At 58.4% G+C, this 4358-nt stretch carries 3 protein-coding genes; all 3 read right to left on the bottom strand.

Features of this window, described 5'->3' with window-relative positions; all coding sequences use genetic code 11:
• Nucleotides 1–898 precede the first annotated feature (898 nt).
• The 3 genes from ABIB78_RS38610 to ABIB78_RS38600 all read right to left on the bottom strand — a co-directional run bounded on the left by ABIB78_RS38610 (nt 899) and on the right by ABIB78_RS38600 (nt 4076).
• The gene (locus ABIB78_RS38610; protein ID WP_429034276.1) at nt 899–1954 is read right to left on the bottom strand and encodes a hypothetical protein; all 1056 of its coding nucleotides are present in this window, start codon (nt 1952–1954) and stop codon (nt 899–901) included.
• A gap of 1138 nt (nt 1955–3092) precedes the next feature.
• Nucleotides 3093–3596, bottom strand: a complete 504-nt coding sequence (locus ABIB78_RS38605) for a hypothetical protein (protein WP_429034275.1) — start codon at nt 3594–3596, stop codon at nt 3093–3095.
• Nucleotides 3597–3854: 258 nt separating this feature from the next.
• On the bottom strand, nt 3855–4076 hold the full coding sequence (locus tag ABIB78_RS38600) for a hypothetical protein (RefSeq protein ID WP_429034274.1): 222 nt from the start codon (nt 4074–4076) through the stop codon (nt 3855–3857).
• Nucleotides 4077–4358: the final 282 nt, after the last annotated feature.

The following is a 4358-nucleotide window of genomic DNA, read 5'->3' as shown; positions in this document are numbered from 1 at the left end:
AGTCTCCAGTCCGACGCTTCAACGCCGGATGATTCGAGGTTGATCACCCCGGAGACTACGCCAACCTCAATTCCTACCAACTCCGCGACGGCACCACCGGCTCGGGCTGAGGACTTTGTTCGAGTGAGCGACGCAAAGCCCCCGCCCTCTGGGTATGACGCGCACCTATTGAGGCCGCTGCAATTCTCGCGATGCCAGCCAACCGGCTGCTCTTTCCGTAGGATCAGGCACCTCAACGGTCTTCGCCCGCTCGCATACAGGACACTCGAACGTCTGCAACTCGAAGCCGGCGCGGCTCGGCCGGCAGTGCGCGAGCGCCATGCGGACGCTGCATCTTGGGCAAACCGGGACGGTCATGATATAACCTCCTTGAGAGGCAGCCTTGCCCTTATCAACTCAGGGAACTGTGTCGCGGGTCCCGATCAAATTCGCGTTTCAATCCGGAAGAACGTAGGAACCTTGATGCGCGCCATCGCAAAATGAAGGGCCCGAGCAACCTGCCCGGGCCTCTTCATTCGATGATGGTTTGATGTGCTCAGCGGAAGTAGTTGCGGATCACAGTCGCATCAGCTTGGCGCGGGGTGACGAAGCTAACCGGAAATGGGCGGTCGCTCACACATCCGCCGCGTCCGCTTTAACCTCGAAGGGCGACGTAGCAGCTGACATGCTGCGCATGTCGGCATTTGGGCCACAAGCGGACTCGCTGCCCCCCTTTAGATCTCCTCTTCGAGAGACGTCCAGCTCTCTCACCTCATTCATTGCTTCGGGACGCCTCCCTTCCGCAGTCCATCGACTATGTCGTCAAGCTCACGCCGAAACTGTGGGTTAGTTGAGAATGCATATACAACTTGACTGTACGCCTGCACGGTGAAGTTTGGTCGGACCTTGTTCAATTCGGCTAACGCCTGCCGTGCCTGCTCCAATTGCCCCGTAGCTGCGTAACGTCTCCACCGTCCTCGCCGCTTTTGACACTGCGTCCCAGAGCATTGGCGATCGTGGCGAACTCAACCGTCGAGAACGAACCAAAGCGTCGGCCCGGTCCGCCGAGGCCGCGCGCGATGTCCATTACTGCCTGGTGGCATGCCGCGTCTTCTGGCCATTTGCTGAAGCCGTTTACCAGGCCCGCCAGTTGCTGCGGGTCAAAATCGGAGAGCCGGGAAGGCACCTGACCGGCGATGGCGACGGCAGCCTCGCAACAGCCCGCCGCGTCCGGCCATTTGCTGAAACCGTTGACCAGGTTCGCCAGCGCCTGCGGGTCAAAACCGGAGAGCCGGGAAGGCACCTCACCGGCGATCGCGACGGCAGCCTCGCGACAGGCCGCCACGTCCGGCCATTTGCTGAAACCGTTGACCAGGTTCGCCAGCGCTTGCGGGTCAAAACGGGAAAGCCGGGAAGGCACCTCACCGGCGATGGCGACGGCAGCCTCGCGACAGCCCGCCGCGCCCGGCCATTTGCTCAAACCATTCACCAGGTTCGCCAGCGCTTGCGGGTCAAAACGGGAAAGCCGGGAAGGCACCTCACCGGCGATGGCGACGGCAGCCTCGCGGCAGCCCGCCGCGTCCGGCCACTTGCTGAAGCCGTTCACCAGTAAGGATAGCCCTTGGTTAGTCTGCCTCCGAAGTCCGCGGCTTTCATCGCAACAAAATTCCGCGATTCTGATCGCCCCCCTGCGGCATGCCGGCACCTGGGAGTGTCGACCGAATGATGCGGCGAAGAGCGGAAGGGCTCGGTCCTCGACTTCGTACATAATCACGTCGTCGAGCCTCGATACTCGAGCTGCCAAGGCCTTGCAAGCTTCCATGCCTTCCCGACCGCCAGCCTCTCCGCTCACCTCGTTGCATGTCCTGGCGTAGCTCCATGATTCACCAGCGCGGATATTTTGCTCCAAGCGCGCGACAAATCTGTATCGGAAATCAGCGGCGGCTTTTTGCAGGAACGTTGCCTTGTCGGGCATTCGCAACTGCCTGGCATATCTCACGACGACCCCTGAGAATCCATGGACGTCGTGAGCCTGATCAATATCCCTTAGCGCCGTATTAAGTGCGTTCGAAGGTCTATAAGGGCGCTCTAAGCTTGTACCATGGACGCTCTGCGCGGCGACATCGTCGACACGCCGCTTTCCTGATCCAGCCGCTCGGTCGGGCACGGATTGCCCATGCGGGCGGCTCGCCTCTGTTCGCGAGCTTCCGGTTGCTCGATCGCTCCGCCAGTGCTCGCTGCCAGAACGCGACGAGCGTTCGGTCGAACTTGGTGCGTGACGATAAGATCTATGCGGGATCTCGGAGCTTCCACCATGCTCGCGCTGCGAAGCCATATCGTCGAAAGGGACGCGAGCAGAATAAGTCTCGAAAACTTGAGGCTCAGAGTCCATCCGCACAGGGCCAGAACTGCTCGTTTGACCGTTCTCACTAGAAACGCCATCTGTGTAAGACTTGGCCGCGACTTCACCGCTGTCGTCTGTCGATTGCCAAATGCGATTCCCGAGTCCGCTGATGCCAGTCATAACGCGCCTCCAATACAAGCACGAATGCGCTGGTCGTGATTCTTGATGCACAATAGCGACCTTGAGCGCGCCACTACAGCCATCCGTCGCATTCGAATCTTCTGTGCTCCTTTCCTACGACCAGGACAAATAGATGTTCATTATGAAGCGATATTCCACAGCTATTGAACCCCTCGTTTCGTCCAGCAATGGAACAGTGAAATGGACCCGGTTTTTGGGACCACGTGCTCGGTTGGAAGAGGCCGCTCCGTTTGATAGACGGGGAGCATGATGACGACGAAGGCGAGCCGCAAGATCGACGCGACACTAAATCAGCAGATTCTCGCGCCTTCGGGTTGGTCAAGGTTGCTTACTAAGTCTACACCCTCTCTAGTTGTTGCTTGGACAATCGTCGGTTCTACGACGTCCGAATAGATGGCCGGTTGGGCTCAAACGCCGATGGCCGCATACTGACAAACCTTGGTCCGCTACCGCTCGAGAAGCAGACTTTGCCCTAGCAATCCTGATCAAAAATGCAAGAAGCAGAAAAACGCAGACTGATAAGCCCTTTCTCATTTTCTTATCAGTCTGCGAACCGACTCCGTTGCGATCAAAGCTTATCAGTCGCGCATCTCCTAGGATTCGTCTTTTTGAAGATCGGGGTCGACAGGGGAGCGGCCGCTCGCTTCACGCTGAACGCCGATTGGATCGGTCTTTTTCCGCGGTGACGGCGCCGCCTCTGACGACGGCTTCGGGGAGGCTGAAGTGATCTTGCCGAATCTGTTACCGGTTGCGCCGCGGGCTCGCTGGGCGGCAGATCGGTGGCTGATCGAGGCGGCTCTCTTCGAACGGCGTCGGCCGTTTCGAGCGCAGACAGGAATTGCCGCCCTTCTTCCGTTATTTCCCAGCCGCGAGGATCGCGAAGCACAAACTTGGCCGAGAAAATGTTCAGGTCAGGCGCATGTTTGGCCAAACGCTTCAACCGCTTCATACGATCTGTCCAGTCTTTGCCGCTGTTCATCAGGATTTCGACCGCTTGCCGGACTTCGGCAATGGAGGCCCGCCCGGCGGGCTGGCCGGCCAGCACTTTCAGGATGGTCAGCTGGAAGGACACTTCCAGGTCTCCGATGTGACTGGGCGTGTAGAGTTCCCGGCGCAATGGATCAGGCACCAGCGCGCAATATCAACAACATGGCGCGGTTAACCTCAACTACAAACGGAAGCTATGTCGTCGGAAGCCGTCACGACGCTGCGGGCTGACTTGCCCGCAACTGTCCTTTCGGTAGCCAGAAAGGCGAAGTCAGCTAGGATGCTTTAGCTGTTCAGGAGGTGGCCATCAGGCCGCGCTATTCTCCCAGTCAATTGAGATGGGCTAACGCTGATGTCCGAGTCCAATTCCAAGGACCAGTGCCTTCTGGCGGAGTGCGCCAATACTGCGCTTCGTCAATTTGGATATCTTCGTAACCGGCGTGCGCGCTTTTGAGTGGGCCTTGAGCTCCTTGATATCTGTCTTCGTCCACTCGCGCCACTTCACGGCTTTCTTGGTTGCTTTCTTCACAATCATTGCTCCTTCGAGAGGAGCGGCTTTTAACATGGCTTTTCTGCAATGGCGACAGTCAAGAAAACGAAACGATCACCGGAACTCGCGCAGCCGCGCCAACTCAACTACATGCTCGCGAGATAGCACGCCGGTTACTAGAGGCGGTAGTGGCGTGCAGTGATTTCGTAGATGGCGCGCTGATAAGGGCTTCGCCATCAATTCTTGTATGCGGCCATCTAGTGTCCTGAACCGGAAGTTCGCAACATCGCGTGGTGTTCTGCCGGGGCATTGTATCGGCAGAAACGCTCGATGGAAGCAAGGATGTCATCGGCGGAT

It is taken from the genome of Bradyrhizobium sp. I1.14.4, from assembly GCF_050435825.1.
Classification (GTDB): domain Bacteria; phylum Pseudomonadota; class Alphaproteobacteria; order Rhizobiales; family Xanthobacteraceae; genus Bradyrhizobium.
This window is presented reverse-complemented; position numbering and strand designations above follow the sequence as displayed.

Coding starts and splice junctions, on each gene's coding strand:
- ABIB78_RS38610 (WP_429034276.1), bottom strand. CDS start 1,954: ATGCCCGACAAGGCAACGTTCCTGCAAAAAGCCGCCGCTGATTTCCGA.
- ABIB78_RS38600 (WP_429034274.1), bottom strand. CDS start 4,076: ATGTTAAAAGCCGCTCCTCTCGAAGGAGCAATGATTGTGAAGAAAGCA.